General features: G+C 68.9%; 20 protein-coding genes. 15 read left to right on the forward strand and 5 right to left on the reverse strand.

The window, feature by feature from the left end:
* The first annotated feature begins 47 nt into the window (after window positions 1–47).
* From NEF64_RS03210 to pal, 9 genes are all read left to right on the forward strand, one after another.
* The gene (locus NEF64_RS03210; RefSeq protein WP_056407466.1) at window positions 48–1,301 is read left to right on the forward strand and encodes an aspartate kinase; all 1,254 of its coding nucleotides are present in this window, start codon (window positions 48–50) and stop codon (window positions 1,299–1,301) included.
* A gap of 97 nt (window positions 1,302–1,398) precedes the next feature.
* Window positions 1,399–2,418: an NAD(P)H-dependent flavin oxidoreductase gene (locus tag NEF64_RS03215; RefSeq protein WP_031440024.1), complete on the forward strand. Its 1,020-nt coding sequence runs from the start codon at window positions 1,399–1,401 to the stop codon at window positions 2,416–2,418.
* Between the two features lie 132 nt (window positions 2,419–2,550).
* Window positions 2,551–3,351 (forward strand): hypothetical protein, encoded by an 801-nt coding sequence (locus NEF64_RS03220; protein ID WP_056407033.1) that lies wholly within the window; start codon window positions 2,551–2,553, stop codon window positions 3,349–3,351.
* Window positions 3,352–3,444: 93 nt separating this feature from the next.
* Window positions 3,445–3,906, forward strand: coding sequence for a YbgC/FadM family acyl-CoA thioesterase (locus NEF64_RS03225; protein WP_031440026.1), 462 nt, complete (start codon window positions 3,445–3,447; stop codon window positions 3,904–3,906).
* Window positions 3,903–4,595 carry a protein TolQ gene (gene tolQ / locus NEF64_RS03230; RefSeq protein WP_031440027.1) on the forward strand — a complete coding sequence of 231 codons (693 nt, stop codon included), beginning with the start codon at window positions 3,903–3,905 and terminating at the stop codon, window positions 4,593–4,595. Before NEF64_RS03225 ends, tolQ begins: the two co-directional genes overlap by 4 nt.
* A gap of 35 nt (window positions 4,596–4,630) precedes the next feature.
* Window positions 4,631–5,068, forward strand: a complete 438-nt coding sequence (tolR, locus tag NEF64_RS03235; protein ID WP_037531582.1) for a protein TolR — start codon at window positions 4,631–4,633, stop codon at window positions 5,066–5,068.
* A gap of 27 nt (window positions 5,069–5,095) precedes the next feature.
* Complete coding sequence (locus NEF64_RS03240; protein WP_056407037.1) at window positions 5,096–6,172, forward strand: hypothetical protein; 1,077 nt, start codon at window positions 5,096–5,098, stop codon at window positions 6,170–6,172.
* Window positions 6,173–6,372: 200 nt separating this feature from the next.
* Window positions 6,373–7,734 carry a Tol-Pal system beta propeller repeat protein TolB gene (gene tolB, locus NEF64_RS03245; RefSeq protein WP_056407040.1) on the forward strand — a complete coding sequence of 454 codons (1,362 nt, stop codon included), beginning with the start codon at window positions 6,373–6,375 and terminating at the stop codon, window positions 7,732–7,734.
* A gap of 52 nt (window positions 7,735–7,786) precedes the next feature.
* Window positions 7,787–8,314: a peptidoglycan-associated lipoprotein Pal gene (pal, locus tag NEF64_RS03250; protein ID WP_031395926.1), complete on the forward strand. Its 528-nt coding sequence runs from the start codon at window positions 7,787–7,789 to the stop codon at window positions 8,312–8,314.
* Between the two features lie 212 nt (window positions 8,315–8,526).
* Here pal and NEF64_RS03255 read toward each other — a convergent pair whose 3' ends face one another.
* The 4 genes from NEF64_RS03255 to NEF64_RS03270 all read right to left on the reverse strand — a co-directional run bounded on the left by NEF64_RS03255 (window position 8,527) and on the right by NEF64_RS03270 (window position 12,115).
* On the reverse strand, window positions 8,527–9,393 hold the full coding sequence (locus NEF64_RS03255; RefSeq protein ID WP_056407042.1) for a S1/P1 nuclease: 867 nt from the start codon (window positions 9,391–9,393) through the stop codon (window positions 8,527–8,529).
* Window positions 9,390–10,319, reverse strand: coding sequence for an isoaspartyl peptidase/L-asparaginase family protein (locus NEF64_RS03260; RefSeq protein ID WP_056407044.1), 930 nt, complete (start codon window positions 10,317–10,319; stop codon window positions 9,390–9,392). The genes NEF64_RS03255 and NEF64_RS03260 overlap by 4 nt, the downstream gene beginning before the upstream one ends.
* Window positions 10,320–10,327: 8 nt before the next feature.
* Complete coding sequence (locus NEF64_RS03265; protein ID WP_056407046.1) at window positions 10,328–11,509, reverse strand: acyltransferase family protein; 1,182 nt, start codon at window positions 11,507–11,509, stop codon at window positions 10,328–10,330.
* A gap of 84 nt (window positions 11,510–11,593) precedes the next feature.
* Complete coding sequence (locus NEF64_RS03270; protein ID WP_056407048.1) at window positions 11,594–12,115, reverse strand: DUF1993 domain-containing protein; 522 nt, start codon at window positions 12,113–12,115, stop codon at window positions 11,594–11,596.
* A gap of 115 nt (window positions 12,116–12,230) precedes the next feature.
* Here NEF64_RS03270 and ispG point away from each other — a divergent pair, with 115 nt between their 5' ends.
* The 5 genes from ispG to NEF64_RS03295 are packed head-to-tail and all read left to right on the forward strand — an operon-like array spanning window position 12,231 to window position 15,386.
* The gene (gene ispG / locus NEF64_RS03275) at window positions 12,231–13,370 is read left to right on the forward strand and encodes a flavodoxin-dependent (E)-4-hydroxy-3-methylbut-2-enyl-diphosphate synthase (RefSeq protein WP_031440350.1); all 1,140 of its coding nucleotides are present in this window, start codon (window positions 12,231–12,233) and stop codon (window positions 13,368–13,370) included.
* A 36-nt stretch (window positions 13,371–13,406) separates the two neighbouring features.
* Window positions 13,407–13,637, forward strand: a complete 231-nt coding sequence (locus NEF64_RS03280) for an AbrB/MazE/SpoVT family DNA-binding domain-containing protein (RefSeq protein WP_056407050.1) — start codon at window positions 13,407–13,409, stop codon at window positions 13,635–13,637.
* Window positions 13,634–14,014, forward strand: coding sequence for a type II toxin-antitoxin system VapC family toxin (locus NEF64_RS03285; RefSeq protein ID WP_056407052.1), 381 nt, complete (start codon window positions 13,634–13,636; stop codon window positions 14,012–14,014). Before NEF64_RS03280 ends, NEF64_RS03285 begins: the two co-directional genes overlap by 4 nt.
* Window positions 14,011–14,913 carry a DMT family transporter gene (locus tag NEF64_RS03290; RefSeq protein ID WP_056407055.1) on the forward strand — a complete coding sequence of 301 codons (903 nt, stop codon included), beginning with the start codon at window positions 14,011–14,013 and terminating at the stop codon, window positions 14,911–14,913. The genes NEF64_RS03285 and NEF64_RS03290 overlap by 4 nt, the downstream gene beginning before the upstream one ends.
* On the forward strand, window positions 14,910–15,386 hold the full coding sequence (locus NEF64_RS03295; protein ID WP_031440353.1) for a GNAT family N-acetyltransferase: 477 nt from the start codon (window positions 14,910–14,912) through the stop codon (window positions 15,384–15,386). The genes NEF64_RS03290 and NEF64_RS03295 overlap by 4 nt, the downstream gene beginning before the upstream one ends.
* A 77-nt stretch (window positions 15,387–15,463) precedes the next feature.
* Here NEF64_RS03295 and NEF64_RS03300 read toward each other — a convergent pair whose 3' ends face one another.
* A complete protein-coding gene (locus NEF64_RS03300; RefSeq protein WP_252574608.1) occupies window positions 15,464–16,615 on the reverse strand; it encodes a DUF1176 domain-containing protein in 1,152 nt (383 codons plus the stop codon).
* Window positions 16,616–16,705: 90 nt separating this feature from the next.
* Here NEF64_RS03300 and NEF64_RS03305 point away from each other — a divergent pair, with 90 nt between their 5' ends.
* Entirely contained in the window at window positions 16,706–17,575 is an 870-nt protein-coding gene (locus NEF64_RS03305) for a 3-hydroxyacyl-CoA dehydrogenase NAD-binding domain-containing protein (RefSeq protein ID WP_056407059.1), read from the forward strand.
* Window positions 17,576–17,578 lie beyond the last annotated feature (3 nt).

A 17,578-nucleotide genomic window follows, 5' to 3' on the forward strand; every position in this document is an offset into this window, starting at 1 on the left:
CTACCTATCAGGGCCGCCGCTTCGACCCAAAGGGATTTACGCTGCCCATGGCCCGTATCGTGATGAAATTCGGCGGGACGTCGATGGCCGGGATCGAACGTATCCGCAACGTCGCGGCGCGCGTGAAGCGCGAGGTCGATGCAGGCAACGAGGTCGCGGTCGTCGTCTCCGCAATGGCGGGCGAGACCGACCGGCTGGTCGGCTTCTGCCGCGAGGCGTCGTCGCTGTACGATGCGAAGGAATATGACGTCGTCGTCTCGGCGGGCGAGCAGATCACGAGCGGCTTGCTCGCGATCGCGCTGCAGGCCGCGGGCTGCAAGGCGCGGTCGTGGCTGGGCTGGCAGCTGCCGATCAACACTTCGGACGCGCATGGCTCGGCACGTATCGGCGAGATCGACACGGTCGCACTCGATGCGAGCCTTGCGGACGGGGTTGTCGCGGTGATCCCGGGGTTTCAGGGCGTGGCGGAAGGCCAGCGCGTCACCACGCTGGGGCGCGGCGGGTCGGACACGTCGGCGGTCGCGATGGCGGCGGCGATGAAGGCCGATCGCTGCGACATCTATACCGATGTCGACGGCGTCTACACGACCGATCCGAGGATCGTGCCGCGCGCGCGCAAGCTCGGCAAGGTGACGTATGAAGAGATGCTGGAACTCGCCAGCGTCGGCGCCAAGGTGCTGCAGACGCGGTCGGTGGGCCTGGCAATGAAAGAGAATGTGCGCGTGCGCGTGCTGTCCTCGTTCGAGGATGGCGATACGACCGATGGTCACCGCGGCACGCTGATCGTGGGCGAAGAGGAAATCGACGATATGGAACGCCAGCTCATCACCGGCATCGCGCATGACAAGAACGAGGCAAAGATCACGCTGACGCAGGTCAGCGATCGCCCGGGATCGGTCGCGGCGATCTTCGCGCCGCTCGCCGATGCGGGGATCAACGTCGACATGATCGTCCAGAACGTCGCGCATTCGACCGGGTCGACCGACGTGACGTTCACCGTGCCCTCGGCGGATCTGGCGCGGACGCTCGACGTGCTCGACAAGGCGAAGGACGCGATCGGTTTCGCGAGCCTGGTCCACGACACGCGCGTCGCCAAGGTGTCGGTGGTCGGCGTCGGGATGCGCAGCCATGCGGGCGTCGCCTCGACGATGTTCACCACGCTCGGCGAGCGCGGGATCAACATCCAGGCGATCGCGACGTCGGAGATCAAGGTCAGCGTGCTGATCGAAGAGGATTATACCGAGCTGGCGGTGCGCGTGCTGCATACCGCTTACGGGCTCGATGCCGAGGATGCGGCTTGACGGACACCGTCCGTTCGTTTCGAGCATTGTCGGGAAATATGTCACGGATACTGCGCGGGGTTTCTCGACTTCGCTCGACACGAACGGGAGTTTTGTAATGACCATCGGCAGCGACCGGCTTCAGCGTCGCATGGCGCGCGGCGCCGCATTCCTCGGGTCCGAGGTCGCGATCCTTGGCGGGGCGATGTCGTGGGTGAGCGAGCGCAACCTCGTCTCCGCGATTTCGAACGCGGGCGGGTTCGGGGTGATCGCGTGCGGGGCGATGACGCCCGCGCTCCTCGATGCCGAGATCGCCGCGACTCAGGCGATGACCGACAAGCCGTTCGGCGTGAACCTGATCACGATGCATCCCGACCTGGTCGAGCTGATCGCGGTGTGCACGCGGCACAAGGTCGGCCATGTCGTGCTTGCGGGCGGATTGCCGCCCAAGGGCAGCCTCGAGGCGATCAAGGCGGGCGGCGCCAAGGTCATCTGTTTCGCGCCGACGCTGGCGCTGGCCAAGAAGCTGATCCGCAGCGGCGTCGATGCGCTGGTGATCGAGGGCATGGAAGCCGGCGGGCATATCGGCCCGGTGTCGACGAGCGTGCTGGCGCAGGAGATGCTGCCCGAGATCGCCGAGCTGGTGCCGGTGTTCGTCGCGGGCGGGATCGGTCGCGGCGAGGCGATTGCGGGCTATCTCGACATGGGGGCTGCGGGCGTCCAGCTCGGCACGCGGTTCGTCTGCGGGACCGAATCGATCGCGCATGCCAATTTCAAGAAGGCGTTCATCCGCGCTTCGGCGCGCGATGCGATCGCCAGCGTCCAGCTCGACGCGCGGCTGCCGGTTATCCCGGTGCGCGCGCTGAAGAATGCGGCGGGCGAGCTGTTCTCCGCCAAGCAGCGCGAGGTCGCGGGGCATCTCGACGAGGGACGCGTGGCGATGGGCGAGGCGCAGTTGCAGATCGAACATTACTGGGCAGGCGCGCTGCGCCGCGCGGTGGTCGACGGCGATGTCGAGCACGGGTCGGTGATGGCGGGCCAGTCGGTCGGCATGGTCACGAAGGAAGAGCCGGTCGCGGACATCATCGCCGAGTTGATGGCACAGGCGGCGGCGGCGCTGGAGGCGCGCGCGGCCTGATCCTTCCCGGCCTAACACGCTGCGATCGTGCCGTTCGTCGCATTAGGGTTGCAGTCGCGTACGCGTTTTATACCCTGTTAACCTTATCGCGGCAGGTCTGTCTCGGTCGGGGGACAGCGAGGACTTGAGTCGATGAAGCGTCAGTTTGCGATGATTGCGGTGACCGCAGCCCTGCTCGCCGGGTGCGCGCGGAAGCCGGTCGAGGTCGCGGCGCCCGCACCGGCGCCGGTCGCGCCGGTACCGGTCGCCGCCCCGCTGCCCAAGGGTGCGTTCCCGGGGATGAAGATCCCCGCGGTGCTCGCCGACGGCACCTATCCGACGCCGAACCGCAACCTGACCGAATCCGCGAAGATCTGGCACCTGCGCGCTGCGCTGAACGTCGCGGCGCTCGCGTGCCGCGGACCGGACGAGGCGGTAATCGTCGCGGGCTACAACGCGATGCTCGCCGCGCAGAAGCCGGTGCTGGCCAAGGCCGAGGCGACCTATTCGGCGGAATATCGCGCGGGCGGCGGCGACTGGCAGGATCGCTACGACGATTCGATGACGCGGCTGTACAATTTCTTCTCGCAGTCGCCGTCGCGCGATGCCTTCTGCGAAGCGGCAGGGCGCGTGCTGGCGGAGGGCGCGAGCGTGCCGGGGCCGATGCTGGCGAGCTTTGCCGCGACGCGGCTGCCGATGCTGGAGCAGCCCTTCACCGATTTCTACCGTGCGTTCGACGCCTGGCGCGGCACTGCGGTGCAGCCGCTTCCGGCACAGCGCGTGATCTTTGCGAGCAACGGCGCAGTGCCGGTCGGCAGTTCCGGCGTGGCACCGCTGCCGTCCGCCGCGCCCGCCACGCCGGGGTTGCAGGCGCAGCTCCGGCCCGTCACGCAGCCGCCGCTTCCCGTCGTGCCGCGTCCGCAGCTGCAGGTCGATCCGGGCGCCCTGCAATAAGACGAGTCGTATCCGCCTGCTCCGGTGCGAAACCGCGGGCCGGGCGACGCGAATGCTTTCTTCGCGGCGATGCTTGGGTTAACAGCCCCCGGAATGGCTGACGCAGAGCAGGATCAACCGGCGGGAGGGCGCTTTGCGGGGCGCGAGCACCGGTTCGCGCTGCGCGTGTATTTCGAGGACACCGACCTGTCGGGCGTCGTCTATCATGCCAATTATCTGCGCTACATGGAGCGCGCGCGGTCGGACATGCTGCGCGTCGGCGGGATCGACCAGCGTGCCGCGTTCGAGGCGGGAGAGGGCTCCTATGCGATCGCGAGCCTCGCCATCCGCTATGCCGCGCCCGCGCGGCTCGACGATGCGCTGGTGATCGTCTCACGGATCACGCAGGTCCGCGCGGCCAGCGTCGCCATTCATCAACGAGTCATGTGCGGCGGGCTTGTCTTGGCCGAGGCGGACGTGGTGGCGGCGCTGATCGCCCCCAACGGCCGGCCGCGACGCCAGCCGCGCGCATGGACTGACATCTACGAACGCCTTGTCTGGCAGGGGGAAGCATGAATCCGGTTCTGACTATGGATAGCGCGACATTGTCGCCGATCCACTTGTTCCTACAGGCCGATCTGGTCGTGAAGGGCGTGATGATCGGGCTGCTGCTCGCCAGCGTCTGGACCTGGGCGCTGATCGTCGCGTTCTGGCGGCGGCTGGGCAAGACGCGCAAGGGGCTGGTGCGGTTCGAGCGCGACTTCTGGAAGGCTGAGGACATCGACGTGTTCTACAAGGCCGAGAGCGAGACCGACCTGCCGTCGGCGCGCGTGTTCGCGGCCGGGGTGACCGAGTGGCGGCGGTCGACCGCGGGCGGCACGATCGACAAGGCCGGGACGCGCGAGCGGCTCGCCACGACAATGGGTGCGGCGGTCGCGCACGAGATCGACACGCTGTCGGACCGGCTGAACGTACTGGCGACGGTCGGATCGGTCGCGCCGTTCGTCGGGCTGTTCGGCACCGTCTGGGGAATCATGCGCAGCTTCACGAGCATCGCGGCGGCGCAGAACACCTCGCTCGCCGTCGTCGCGCCGGGGATCGCGGAGGCGCTGTTCGCGACCGCGATCGGCCTGTTCGCGGCCATCCCGGCGGTGATCGCGTACAACCGCTTCAGCCACGGCATCAACCGGATCGAGGCGAGCCTCAACCGCTTCGCCGACGGCTTCCACGCGACGCTGTCGCGACAGCTGGACGGCGCGCGATGAGCGGCTGGCCGGTGCTGTGCACGGGAGGCGCGTAGATGGCGATGAACCTTCCTTCGGGTCGCGGTCGCGGGCGGCGCGCGCCGATGGCGGACATCAACGTCACGCCGATGGTCGACGTGATGCTGGTGCTGCTGATCATCTTCATGGTGACCGCACCGCTGATGACCGCAGGCGTGCCGGTGAACCTGCCCGATGCGCGTGCCAAGGCGCTGGATCAGGAGCAGAAACCCGTCGAGATCTCGATGGATGCGACGGGCGCGGTGTTCATCGACCAGGACCAGATCGGCGAGGACGCGCTGCCGGTGCGGCTCGCCTCGATCGCGGCGAGCCGGGCGGTCGGCAACGAGCCGCAGGTGCTGCTGCGCGCGGACCGCAAGCTCGACTACGGCCGGGTGATGCGCGTGATGGGCGAGCTCAACCGCGCCGGGCTGAACCGCGTCGCGCTGGTGACGGTCGAGGGCACACCCAACTGATGTCGCGGCGGTGATGGGCCCTTGGTGATGGATCGCTCCGAAAAGATCGGGTTCGGCGTCGCGCTGGTCGGGCATGTCGTGCTGTTCGCGCTGTTGTCGGTCGGGTTTCTCGACACGCCCGAGCCGCCCAAGCCGGTCCAGCAGCCGATCGACATCAGCCTGGTGCCCGACGTGGCGCTCGAGGCGACCGCGCCGCAATCGGCGGAGACGCCCGCCGAATCGGTCGCGCCCGACGAGGGCATGCCCGAGGATGCGGCCCCGCCCGCGCCGCAGGAGGCCGAGCCCGAGCCGCAGCCGGATCCGGTGCCGCCTGCGCCGCAGCCGGCGCCCCCCAAGCCTGCGCCCAAGCCTGCGCCGCCCAAACCGGCGCCCAAGCCCGAGCCGAAGCCCGAGCCCAAGCCGGTGGCCAAGCCCAGGCCCGCGCCGCCGAAGCCGGTGGCGAAGCCTGCGCCCGTTCCCAAGCCGGTGGCCAAGCCTGCGCCGGCCAAGCCGAGCCCGGCGAAATCCAAGCCTGCGCCCGCGAAACCGGCGGCCAAGCCTACGCCTGCCAAGGCGGCACCGGCGAAGAGCGCGTCCAAGTCGAGCGCGGCGCCCGCCAAGAGTGCGGCGTCCTCGGCAAAGCCCGCCAAGCCTTCGGCGACGAAGGGCAGTGGATCGACCGCAGAGGCCAAGGCGGCGCGGCCGCGCGGGTCGCGGCTGGGCGACAATTTCCTCAAAGGCCTGTCGGCGGATCCGTCGCCGAGCAAGTCGGAGGCGCCCAAGGCGGCCAAGCTGGGCGCGCAGGCGGCGGCCAATATCGGCTCGGCGATCCTGCGACAGGTGCAGCCCTGCGCGAACCGGCAGGTGACGCCGGGGCCGGGCGCGGAGCGGATCCGCGTGACGATCAACCTGAAGCTCAACCGCGACGGGACGCTGAAGTCGCGGCCGACGATCACCGGGCATGCGGGCGTCGACGACGAGAACAGGCGCTATGTCGACCGCGTCGACGATCTGGCGATCGCGACCTTCACGGGCTGTTCGCCGCTGCGCGGTTTGCCCGACGACCTGTATGACGTGCAGAATGGCTGGAGCAATTTCAGCCTGCGTTACAAGCTTCCCGGATGAGGATGTCCGTTATGTTCCGATCGCTGTCCCCCCGCCGGCCCGCCATGATCTCCAGCCTCTTCCCCGGCGAAGGCCGGGGCCCAGGTGGAGAGGTTTTCGTGACGGCGCGCACCGTGCTTGCAGCAGCTTCTCCCAACTGGGCCCCGGCCTTCGCCGGGGTGGGGTCTGGGGTGAGGGCGGTGCTTGCTTCGGTCGGGTTGATGGCACTCGTTGCCGGCGGTGCGGCCAGTGCGCAGGATGCGCCGGCGCCGGCGCCGGTACCGCAGGCGGGGGCGCCGGCGGCCGCGGACGATCAGGCCGGCGGGCTGGTGGTCGACGTGACGGGCGGGATCTCCGCGCCGATGCCGATCGCTGTGCCGGTAATGCCGACGTCCGCGGTCGTGTCGACGCCGGCTGGGTCGACCGACGTGCTCGGCCGGCAGCTGGCCGATATCGTCACCAACGACCTGCGCAATTCGGGGCTGTTCACGCCGCTCGCCCCCGGGCAGCTGCGCGCGATCGGCTTTCCCGAGGTCACCGCGCCGGGGTTCGATTACTGGGGCAGCACGGGTGCGCAGGCGCTGGTGCAGGGGTTCATCCGCGCGAATGGCGACGGGAACCTGACGGTCGGCTGCTATCTGTACGACGTGTCGTCGCGTGCCGAGCTGACCCGGCAGGGGTTCGTCGTGCCGCCGTCCGACTGGCGGCGTGCCGGGCATAAATGCGCGGACATGGTCTATACGCGACTGACCGGCGAGGGCGCCTATTTCGACAGTCGCGTCGTCTATGTCTCGGAAACCGGACCCAAAAACCGCCGCATCAAGCGGCTGGCGATCATGGACCAGGATGGTGCGAACCACCGCTTCCTGACCAATGGCCAGTCGATCGTGCTGACGCCGCGCTTCGCGCCGAACCAGCAGTCGATCGTGTATATGAGCTATGTGAACAACCGGCCGGCGATCTATGTCTATGACATCGGCACCGGGCGGCAGCGGCTGGTGGTGCAGAATGCCAGCCTGACCTTCGCGCCGCGCTTCTCGCCCGATGGCCGCAACATCCTGTTCTCGATGGCGCAGGGCGGCAATACCGACGTGTACCGCGTGTCGAGCCAGGGCGGCGCGCCGCAGCGGCTGACCAATTCGCCGGGGATCGACACCGGCGGGAGCTATTCGCCCGACGGATCGAAAATCGTGTTCGAGAGCGACCGGTCGGGCGGGCAGCAGATCTATGTCATGAACGCCGACGGATCGAACCAGCAGCGGATCAGCTTTGGCGGCGGGCGCTATGCGACGCCGGTGTGGAGCCCGCGCGGCGACCTGATCGCGTTCACCAAGCTGGGCGGGGGGTTCCGGATCGGGATCATGAGCCCGAGCGGCGGAGGCGAGAAGCTGCTGACCAACGACTGGCAGGACGAGGGGCCGAGCTGGTCGCCGAACGGCCGCGTGATCAACTTCTTCCGCTCCGGGCGCGGCGGCGGGGGTAAGGCGGATCTGTGGTCCGTCGACCTGACGGGCGTCAACGAGCGCAAGATTCCGACCCCGCTCGACGGGTCGGATCCAGCCTGGGGCCCGCTGCGGCCCTAGACCGATTATGTAATCTATGTTGGAATATGTTCCGACCACGGGAGAAGATGTGATGGCCAAGTTTACGACAACGCTGCTGTGCGCGACCGCGCTGATCGCCGTCGCGGGCTGCGCCAAGAAGCGCCCCGAGACCCTGCCGCCCGCCCCCGTCGATTCGTCGGCGGGCGTCGACCCGACCGGCGGGCTGGCCAATGGCGGCGCGAACGGCGCGATCGTACCCGGGTCGGACGCCGATTTCCGTCGCTCGGTGCAGAGCAACACGGTCAATTTCGCGCTCGACATGTACGATATCGATCCGACCGCGCGCGCGATCCTCGACAGCCAGGCCGAGTGGCTGGCGCGCAACCCCAATGTCCGCATCACGATCGAGGGGCATTGCGACGAGCGCGGCACGCGCGAGTATAACCTGGCGCTGGGCGACCGGCGGGCCAATTCGGCGAAGAACTATCTGGCGGCACGCGGCGTGTCGGCGTCGCGGATGACGACGATCAGCTATGGGTCGGAGCGGCCGGTGGCGCAGGGGTCGGACGATGCGGCCTGGGCGGAGAACCGCCGGGCGGTTACGATTGTGCTGAACTGAGGGTTGGGGGCGGGCCCTTCGGGGGCCTTTCCTGCCGTCATCCCCGCGGAGGCGGGGATCCAGATGGGCTGACGGTCGGGTCTAGTCGCCAGGGTAGCCGGTCTGGGTTCCCGCCTTCGCGGGAATGACGGGGGGGCTTGAGCCTCGTGCCCTCACCCTCCCATGCGCAAGGGCGCATGGGCCCCTCCCTCTCCCCCTAGGGGAGAGGGGTTTTAGGTCAGGGCGTTGTCTAGGAGTTTTGCCAGGCGGAGGCCGCCTTTGCGGACTTCTTCGCGGGAGACGGGCGCGATGCGGGCGATCGTGGCTTCGTCGAGCTTCACGCGCGGGGGGACGGGGGCGCAGGCGTCGCCGCCCAGCGCCGAGGCATAGGTGACGTCGTGCGCGACCTGCCAGCTTTCGCGGCTCCAGTCGGCGACGGTGCCGGCGGCGATGCGCGCGCGTTCGGCGGCGGGGTAGCGGCGGACGAGCGACGGTGGCGCGGAGATCGCGCGTTCGGCGAGCGTGCCGTCCCAGACCGAGTGGAGATTGAGCCGCGCGGGGGCGTAGATGCCGTAATCGGTCTTCACGTCGTTGCCGCCCTTGTCATGGCGATCGCCCGCGTGGAGCGGCTGATGCAGGTCGCCGACGAAGTGGATGAGGAAGGCGAGCGCCTGGACGCGGTCGTGCGGCGAGGTCCTGCGGTCGCGGAGCAGTCTCACGTCGCGGTCGATCTGCGCGGAGACGCAGTCGCCGTCCTTGCAGGCAGGCGTCAGGTCGAACGGCGCGCAGACATCGACATTCTGGTAATGCCAGCTGTACGCAAAGCCGAAGCGCGACTTGCCGTCGGCGGTCTTGAGCGGCTTTATGCAATCCGCCCAGACACTTGCCTCTTCGATCGTGCCGGCGGGGCATTCGGGGGTGTCGAGCAGCGCCTGCTGCGCGAGGAGGCGGCGGATCGCGACCTTCGTGCGCGGCGCGACATTGGCATAGGCGATCTGCGCGACCGTCTCATGCCCATATTCCCAATAGGCGGTGGCGGGGGCGGCGGTCAGCGCGGTCGCGGCGAGCAGGCCGAGCGCGGTCAGGGGCTTGCGAATCATGGCTGCTCACTAGCGTAGATGGCGACGTTGCGCGCGCCCTTTGCGGATGCGGTACCGCGGTACATGCCCGGCGTGGTGAACGACCAGGCCATGCTGCCATCGGGGGCGACGACGATCGCGCCGCCGGTGCCGCCGAGCGCGCGGACTTCGGCGAGGACCGCCTCGGTCGCGGCCTGGAGCGGTTCGCCGGTCAGGCGGACGCGCGCGGCGATCTCATGCCCGACGCCGACGCGCAGGAAGAACTCGCCCGAGCCGGTGCATGACACTGCGCAGGCACGATCGTCGGCGAAGGTGCCAGCACCAATGACGGGCGAATCGCCGATCCGGCCCCAGCGCTTGCCGGTGACGCCGCCGGTCGAGGTGGCGGCGGCGACATGGCCGTTACCGTCGCAGGCGACCGCGCCGACGGTGCCGTATTTCATGTCGACGTCGAACATGTCGCCGCTCGCCTGGAGCTCGGCGAACTGGCGGCGGCGCTCGTCGGTGGCGAACCAGTCCTGATCCGCCTGTTCGAGGCCGTGCTCGCGCGAAAACGCATCGGCGCCGGCACTTGCGAGGAAGACGTGGCGGCCGTCGTCGAGGATCGCGCGGGCGAGGCCGACCGGGCTGCGCGTCGCGGTGGCGGCGGCGACCGCGCCCGCGGCGCGCGTGCGGCCGTCCATGATCGCGGCGTCGAGCTCGATCCCGCCGTCATGCGTGAAGACCGCGCCGCGGCCCGAATTGAAGTGCGGATCATCCTCGAGCACGCGGACCGCGGCCTCGACCGCGTCGAGCGCGGTGCCGCCGCCCGCGAGCACGGCCGAGCCGGCGTCGAGCGCGCGCGACAGGCCGGCGCGCGCGCCCGAATCCTGCTCGGCGGAGAGCATCTCGCGGTCGAGCTTGCCCGCGCCGCCGTGGATGACAAGGGTCCAGTTGGGTTGGGGCATGGGGGCTTTCACAAGGTTGGCGGGGTGGGACGAAGGTGGAGACGCAGCCCGATCAGCGGGCGCAAGGGGGCGACCCTGCGGCCGATCCGGTAGAAGGCGAAGCAGCCGATCAGCGTCGCGGCGAGCAGCATCAGGAACTCCGCCCAGCCGGGAAGGCCGGCGGGGAGCAGCGCGTACATGACGAGGACGATGATCGTCTGGTGGATCAGGTAGAAGGGGAAGACCGCCTCGGTCAGCATCGGCCGCCAGCGATGGTCGCGGTTGAGATGGCGTTCGGCGAGCCCGATCAGCGCGACGATTCCGCCCCATTGCTCAAGCGCATGCGCGATGCCGTAGGCGGTATAGACCCAGTGCGGCTTCGCAACCCCGGCGGGCCAGCCGAGCTCTATGCCGAGGATCGTCGCATAGCCGAGCAGCGCGAGCCCGGCGCCGACCTTCCACAGCCGCGCGATCGCGGCGATCGCGGGTTCGGAGCGCGCGAGGCCGAAGCCGAACAGGAAGGCGGGGAAATAGGTGATGTGCGCGATCCAGTCGCCGAGCAGCGCCTGGCTCTCGGCCGCCATCTGGAACCACCAGCCATGGACGAAGATGAGCCAGGCGAGCGGCAAGAGCAGCACCAGCCAGCCGCCGAAGACGCGGTCAAAGAGCCGCTGCGCGCCGCGGCTGCGGACATTCTGGTGGCTGCGCAGGCTTCGCGGGCCCCGGACCAGCGCGACGCCGAGCGTCAGGACCGTCGTGTAGACAAAGAGATAGACGACGAACCAGAGGTGGTTCCAGGCGGGCAGCCAGAGCCCGTCGAGCGACCCGAAGCGGAAGGCGTCGTGCGTCCAAAAGGTCCAGTAGCTGCCCGCATAGCCGTGCCGGGTGACGAGTTCGACCCAGGGTTGCGGGGGGACGATGACGAGGATGCCGAAGGCGAGTGGCACGAGCAGCCGGTAGCAGCGCGTCGCGAAGAAGCGGACCGGGCCGCTCGACCGGCGGAGCAGCGCGCGGCTGGCATAGCCGGAGACGACGAACAGCAAGGTCAGCCGCCACGCATTGGTGGCGAGCATCGGCAGCCGCACCCAGTCCTCAACATGCGCCGACTTCACATGGAAGTTCCACGGCACGAAGACCATCGCGATATGGTAAAGGATCAGCAGGGCGAAGGCGCCGATCCGCAGCCAGTCCATGCCGTAATGCCGGGTCATCGCAGCGCCCTAGGCGGCGGGTGACGGGGCTGCAAGCACGCGCTGCCCCGTCACACCGGCGCGGGCCCGCCCGGCCCGGCCCGGTCAGGCGGCCATGCGGGGGACGCCGAGGAAGTCGCGTTTGCCGAGCGGGACGCCCTGCGCGCGCAGGATCGCGTAGGCGATGCTGGCGTGGAAGTAGAAATTGGGCTGTGAGAAGGACAAAAGGAAGTTGGCGCCGGTGAAGGGCATGACATAGCTGCCGAATTCGAACTTCGTCGCGGCGGTGGCGAGCGTATCGAACTCGGCCGGGTCATAGGCCTCGAGCGTCGCGATCGCGCCCTGTACCGCGGCGTGGAGCCCGGCGAAATCGGTCGGCCAGGCGCTGCGATCGGGGGAGAAGACGCCGTCGCGGACGCCCTGCACGCCGCCCGCCGAATGCGCGACGCACGACTTCACCTGATAGCCGAAGGGGAGCATGTCGTCGGCGAGCTTCGCGTCGATCAGCGTGGCGGGGTCGATCCCGCGCTCGGTGGCGAACGCCTCGGCCTTGTCGAGCAGGGCGTCGAGCGCGCGCAGGATCTGGAGGTTGGAGGGGATCGTCGCATCGTAGAGGGACAGGGTCATCGATCGGGCTCCGGGGTGAGGCGGCAACCTATGGCCGTGCGGCGGCATGTGCCAGCGTTGTTTCGCTCGCCGCGTCCAGCCGCTATATACGGCAGTGAACCCACGAGGAATCTTCATGTCCCTTCGTCCCTGGCGCGATATCACCCGCCGCACGAGCCGCCAGATCATGGTCGGCAACGTCCCCGTCGGCGGCGATGCGCCCGTCACCGTGCAGACGATGACCAACACGCCGACCGACGACATCAAGGCGACGGTCGACCAGATCCGCCGATGCGAAGAGGCGGGCGTCGACATCATCCGCGTCAGCTGCCCCGATGTCGAATCGACCAGCGCGCTCAAGCAGATCGTCCGCGCGAGCCGCGTGCCGATCGTCGCGGATATCCATTTCCACTATAAGCGCGCGCTCGAGGCGGCGGATGCGGGCGCGGCGTGCCTGCGGATCAACCCGGGCAATATCGGGTCTGCGAGCCGCGTGAAGGAGGTCGTCGACGCGGCGAAATCCAATGGCTGCGCGATCCGGATCGGCGTGAACGGCGGGAGCCTCGAGCGGCATCTGCTCGAGAAATATGGCGAGCCGTGCCCCGATGCGCTGGTCGAATCGGCGCTCGATCATATCAAGTTGCTGCAGGACCATGATTTCCACGAGTTCAAGGTCGCGGTGAAGGCGTCCGACCTGTTCCTCGCGGTCGCGGCCTATCAGCAGCTCGCCGAACAGGTCGACTGCCCGCTGCATCTCGGCATCACCGAGGCGGGCGGGTTCGTCGGCGGCACGGTCAAGTCGGCGATCGGGATGGGCAGCCTGCTCTGGTACGGGATCGGCGACACGATCCGCGTCTCGCTGTCGGCCGAGCCCGAGGAGGAAGTGCGCGTCGGGTTCGAGATCCTGAAGGCGCTCGGCATCCGCAACCGCGGCGTGCGCGTCGTGTCGTGCCCGAGCTGTGCGCGGCAGGGGTTCGACGTGATCCGGACGGTCCAGGCGCTCGAGGAGCGGTTGCAGCATATCCGCACGCCGATGTCGCTCAGCGTGCTCGGCTGCGTCGTGAACGGGCCAGGCGAGGCGCGCGAGACCGATATCGGGATCACCGGCGGCGGCAACGGCAAGCACATGGTGTATCTGTCGGGGGTCACCGATCATCATGTCCAGGATGCCGACATGGTGAACCACATCGTCAAGCTGGTCGAGGCCAAGGCGGCGGAGATCGAGGCGGCGGATGCGGCGGTCGCGGCGCTGGTGCCGGAGATGGCGGCGGAATAGGTCCGGTGCTATGCGTCGGGTACTGGAGGCTCGGCCATGACCTATCATGCCAAAGTGATCACTGGCGGCAAGATCGTGATTCCGGCGGACTTGCGCCGGGAATTGGGCATCAAGGACGGTGACTCGATCGTCCTCGAAGCGAACGCCGACGGCATCCTGCTTCGCCGTGAGGACCCCGATGCGGCGCTGGCGCGTCTGCGTCGCGGGCTCAGCGGATATAGCGTCGACCAGTTTCTTCACGAGCGACGCGTCGACTGGGGCGAATGAGACAGGTCATCGATGCGTCGGTCGTGCTGGCCCATCTTCGCGGTGAGCCGGGCGGCGATATTGTGGTTCGCGACGATGGCCCTTTCTGCCTGTCCAGCGTCAATCTGGCCGAGATCATGACGAAGGTAATCGACCTCGATCTTTCGGCGGATGACGTGACCAGCGTGCTCAAGACGCTGCCGATCGAGAGCTTCGCTTATGGCACGGAAGACGCGGTGCGGACGGCGACGTTGCGCACGGCAACGCGGCCGCTGGGTCTCTCGCTCGGCGATCGCGCGTGCCTTGCGCTCGCGACGCGCCTGGCGGTGCCGGTGTTGACGGCAGATACCGCGTGGGCCGGGCTCGATCTGGATATCGAAGTCCGCCTGATTCGATGACAGCCCGGCTCGTTTCGCCTGCTCTGGCCTTTGCTGTCGCCGCACTCGGGATCGGGTTGTTCTCGGTGATGGACGCGGTGATGAAGTCGCTGGTGCTGGGGATCGGGGTGTATAACGCGCTGCTCTGGCGGCAGATGGCGAGTGTCGGGCTGGGGGCGGTCGCCTGGAAGCTCGGGCGGAGCGGGCGGCCGAGCGGGCGGGCGCTGAAACTCCATCTTGCCAGAGGGTTGGTGACCGCGGCGATGGCGCTGCTGTTCTTCTGGGGGCTGGCGCGCGTGCCGATGGCGCAGGCGATTTCGCTGACCTACATCTCGCCGATCCTCGCGCTGCTGCTCGCCGCCGTCACGCTGGGCGAACGCGTCGGGCGCCGGGTCGTGGTCGCGTCGATCCTGGCGCTGGGCGGGGTCGGGATCGTGATGATCGGGCATGGCCGCGAGGGTGCGGCGGGGGCGGCGAGCCTGACGGGGGTCGCCGCGGTGCTGGGATCGGCGCTGCTCTATGCGGTCAACCTCGTGATCGCGCGGGTGCAGGCGCAGGCGGCGCGGCCGGGCGAGATCGCGTTCTTCCAGGCGCTGGTGGTGACCGCGACGCTCGCGCTCGCGGCGCCGTGGCTGGCGGTGGTGCCCGACGCCGCGACCTGGCCGCGGCTGCTGCTGGCGGCGGGGCTGGCGACCGCTTCGCTGTGGCTGCTCGGCTGGGCCTATGCGCACGGCGACACGGGATTTCTCGCTACGACCGAATATAGCTCTTTCGTCTATGCCGCCGGGCTCGGCTATCTGGTGTTCGGCGAGCGGGTGTCGGCGTTTACCGCGTGCGGCGCGGGTGTCATCGTCGTCGCATGCCTGTATGCGGCGCGGCGGCGCGATATCGCGCAGACGTCGATGGAGGCCGCCGCATGACCCAGATCCGTTCCGCCACCCGCGCCGATACCGGCACGATCCTGCGCTTCGTGCGCGAACTCGCGGCGTTCGAGCGCGAGCCCGATGCGGTCGAGGCGACCGAGGCGACGCTGGGCGAGGCGCTGTTCGGGGATGCCCCCGCGGCGGAGGCGGTGATCGCGGACGGGGCAGACGGGCCGGTCGGTTTCGCGGTGTTCTTCCACAATTTCTCGACCTGGACGGGCAAGCGCGGGGTGTATCTGGAGGATCTGTACGTGACCCCCGAGGCGCGCGGGCAGGGGGTCGGCGGCGCGCTGCTGGCGCATCTGGCGGGGATCGCGATCGACCGCGGGTGCGCGCGGTTCGAATGGTCGGTGCTCGACTGGAATGCGGATGCGATCGCGGTCTATCGCAAGCTGGGTGCGGTGGGGATGGAGGACTGGACGATCCAGCGGTTGACGGGGGATGCGCTGGTGAAGCTGGCGGGGCGGTAGGGGCGTCGTCATCCTGACTTTCGTCAGGATGACGGAAGAAGAAGAGGATGACGGAAGAAGAAGATGACAGGGGCGCGTCAGTTGCGGGCGACGGTGGTGCGCCAGATTACTGGCCAGGTGATCGCGCCGCGGCATTCGCCCATCATGCGCATTTCGGCGAGGCGGAAGCGGGTGCCGTCCCAGACATAGTCCTGGCCGACGCCGCAGTCGCCGATGCCGCGACCCTTGGCGTAGGAGCTGAGCAACCCGGTCTTCGGGTCGTAGCCCGCGTTGACGAGCGAGGGTTTCGCGCCGGGTTCGCCGAATTGCGGGGGCAGGTCGAACGGCGCTTCGCTGGCCTTGCCGTCGCGGACGATCAGCGCGCGGGTGATGACATTATACGCGCCGGATCCGCAGGATAGCAGGACGAGATCGGTTGTCGCGTCGAGCGCATAGGTCTCGTTGGTGACGGGGCCGAACTGGTCCGCGGCACAGCCGGTGCGCTGGCGCATCTGCGCGACGAGCGGCGCGGCGGGGGCCTGCGCGCGGCGGTCGGTGAGCGGGGCGGCGAGGATCGTCGGGAGTGCGGGCGGGGTGGTCGCGGGCGTCGTGTCGCCGGTCGCGACGAGCGCGGTGGCGGTGTCCGCGCGGCCCTGCTGCGCGTCGGCATAGCGGAGCGCGGCGGCGGCGCCGGTGATGACGACGGGGATCGTCCGGCCGTCGAGTCGCGCGGTCATCGCGGTGCCGGTGGCGAGGCGGCGGGCGAGCGTCATCGCGACCGGGCCGGTGACGGTGAAGCGCCGGTCGTCGCCGGGATTGCCGCTGGCGAGCGGGGTGCCGTCGATCGCAACGACGACGCGGCTGAGCGCGCTGCCCGGCGTGCCGATCGTCACCGACACGGGGGCGTCGGCGGCGGGGCCGCGCTCGATGACGATCGCCAGCTCTGCGATGCTCGAATCGTCGGGTGCCATCGAAACCGCAGTGCAATAGGCACCGTTGTCGCAGGCAATTCCCCAGGCGCCGAAGGTCTTTACGCTGGTCGGGCGGGGTCGCGCCTTCGAGTCGACGGCGGGCTCCGCGGGGGCCTGCGGGGCGGCGCCGCGCGCGACGGGGCGCGGTTTGGGGCGCGCGGGGGTTTCGAGCGGGACGGTGGCGTCGTTGGGCGCGCCGGTGTTGCCGCTGGGACTGCAGGCCGTCGCGGCCACCAGAACCGAAACGGGCAGAAGCGAAACGAGAACTGGATAGCGCATGCGACCTCCTGACCGGTCTGGCGGCGACGGTCCCGCTTCGATAGGGGCGGCTCGATAGTCGAACAACCGGCAATAGAGATGGAGAGTGCGATGCAGACGATCGGCGTAATCGGCGCGGGACAGATGGGCGCGGGGATCGCGCAGGTCGCCGCGCAGGCGGGCTACCGCGTGCTGCTGGCCGATATGGGCCTGCCCCAGGCCGAGGCGGGCAAGGCAGGGATCGGCAAGGCAATGGCGCGGCTGGTCGAGAAGGAGAAGATCACCGCCGACGTCCGCGAGACGACGTTGGCCAATATCGAACCGGTCGCGAGCGTCGCCGAGATGGGCGACTGCGTCATCGTCGTCGAGGCCGCGACCGAGCGCGAGGCGATCAAGCGGACGATCTTTGCCGAGGTCGGCAAGGTGTTGAAAGCGGACGCGATCCTGGCGTCGAACACCTCGTCGATCCCGATCACGCGGCTGGCGCAGGCGGCGCCCGATCCGGCGCGGTTCATGGGGGTGCATTTCTTCAATCCCGTCCCCGTCATGCGGCCGATCGAGCTGATCCGCGGGCTCGCCACGTCGGACGCGACGGTCGCCGCGGTCGAGGCGTTTGCGGAGAAGCTCGGCAAACAGGTGGTGCATGCGAACGACGCGCCGGGGTTCATCGTCAACCGCGTGCTGATGCCGATGATCAACGAGGCGTGCTTCGCGCTGGGTGAAGGCGTGGCGGGGGTGCGCGACATCGATCTGGCGTGCCAGCTGGGGCTCAATCACCCGATGGGGCCTTTGACTTTGGCCGATTTCATCGGGCTCGACACCTGCCTGGAGATCACCCGCGTGCTGTTCGAGGGGACCGGCGATCCCAAGTTCCGGCCCGCGCCGCTGCTGGTCAAATATGTCGAGGCGGGGTGGTTCGGGCGCAAGACCAAGCGCGGCTTCTATGACTATTCGGGCGCGGAGCCGGTGCCGACGCGCTAACCA

This window comes from Sphingomonas aerolata, from assembly GCF_023935825.1.
GTDB lineage: Bacteria > Pseudomonadota > Alphaproteobacteria > Sphingomonadales > Sphingomonadaceae > Sphingomonas > Sphingomonas aerolata.